At 57.1% G+C, this 1,848-nt stretch carries 1 rRNA gene; it reads left to right on the plus strand.

Going from position 1 to position 1,848, the window contains the following annotated elements:
* Positions 1-1,826 (plus strand): 23S ribosomal RNA (locus ACNFOC_RS53920); the annotation flags it as partial.
* Positions 1,827-1,848 lie beyond the last annotated feature (22 nt).

Consider the following 1,848-nt stretch of genomic DNA (forward strand, 5'->3'; position numbering starts at 1 on the left):
GGATGGGTAGGGGAGCGTCGTGTGCCGGGTGAAGCCGCAGCGGAAGCTAGTGGTGGACGGTTCACGAGTGAGAATGCAGGCATGAGTAGCGATACACACGTGAGAAACGTGTGCGCCGATTGACTAAGGGTTCCTGGGTCAAGCTGATCTGCCCAGGGTAAGTCGGGACCTAAGGCGAGGCCGACAGGCGTAGTCGATGGATAACCGGTTGATATTCCGGTACCCGCTGTGAAGCGTCAAACATCGAGCATCGTGATGCTAAGGCCGTGAAGCCGTTCCGGACCCTTCGGGGAATGGAAAGTGGTGGAGCCGCCGGCCCAAGCGGTTAGTAGGTGAGTGATGGGGTGACGCAGGAAGGTAGTCCATCCCGGGCGGTGGTTGTCCCGGGGTAAGGGTGTAGGACGAGTGGTAGGCAAATCCGCCACTCACATAGTCTGAGACCTGATGCCGAGCCGATTGTGGTGAAGTGGATGATCCTATGCTGTCGAGAAAAGCCTCTAGCGAGTTTCATGGCGGCCCGTACCCTAAACCGACTCAGGTGGTCAGGTAGAGAATACCGAGGCGTTCGGGTGAACTATGGTTAAGGAACTCGGCAAAATGCCCCCGTAACTTCGGGAGAAGGGGGGCCATCACTGGTGAGGGAATTTACTTCCTGAGCTGGGGGTGGCCGCAGAGACCAGCGAGAAGCGACTGTTTACTAAAAACACAGGTCCGTGCGAAGCCGTAAGGCGATGTATACGGACTGACGCCTGCCCGGTGCTGGAACGTTAAGGGGACCGGTTAGTCACTCTTCGGGGTGGCGAAGCTGAGAACTTAAGCGCCAGTAAACGGCGGTGGTAACTATAACCATCCTAAGGTAGCGAAATTCCTTGTCGGGTAAGTTCCGACCTGCACGAATGGCGTAACGACTTCTCGACTGTCTCAACCATAGGCCCGGTGAAATTGCACTACGAGTAAAGATGCTCGTTTCGCGCAGCAGGACGGAAAGACCCCGGGACCTTTACTACAGTTTGATATTGGTGTTCGGTTCGGCTTGTGTAGGATAGCTGGGAGACTGTGAACTCTGGACGCCAGTTCAGGGGGAGTCGTCGTTGAAATACCAGTCTGGTCGTGCTGGATGTCTAACCTGGGTCCGTGATCCGGATCAGGGACAGTGTCTGATGGGTAGTTTAACTGGGGCGGTTGCCTCCTAAAGAGTAACGGAGGCGCCCAAAGGTTCCCTCAGCCTGGTTGGCAATCAGGTGTTGAGTGTAAGTGCACAAGGGAGCTTGACTGTGAGACCGACGGGTCGAGCAGGGACGAAAGTCGGGACTAGTGATCCGGCGGTGGCTTGTGGAAGCGCCGTCGCTCAACGGATAAAAGGTACCCCGGGGATAACAGGCTGATCTTCCCCAAGAGTCCATATCGACGGGATGGTTTGGCACCTCGATGTCGGCTCGTCGCATCCTGGGGCTGGAGTCGGTCCCAAGGGTTGGGCTGTTCGCCCATTAAAGCGGTACGCGAGCTGGGTTTAGAACGTCGTGAGACAGTTCGGTCCCTATCCGCTGCGCGCGCAGGAACATTGAGAAGGGCTGTCCCTAGTACGAGAGGACCGGGACGGACGAACCTCTGGTGTGCCAGTTGTTCTGCCAAGGGCATGGCTGGTTGGCTACGTTCGGGAGGGATAACCGCTGAAAGCATCTAAGCGGGAAGCCTGCTTCGAGATGAGTGTTCCCACCCCCTTGAGGGGTTAAGGCTCCCAGTAGACGACTGGGTTGATAGGCCGGATCTGGAAGGCGGGTAACCGCTGGAGGTGACCGGTACTAATAGGCCGAGGGCTTGTCCTCAGTTGCTCGCGTCCACTGTGTT

It is taken from the genome of Streptomyces colwelliae (assembly GCF_048158785.1).
Classification (GTDB): domain Bacteria; phylum Actinomycetota; class Actinomycetes; order Streptomycetales; family Streptomycetaceae; genus Streptomyces.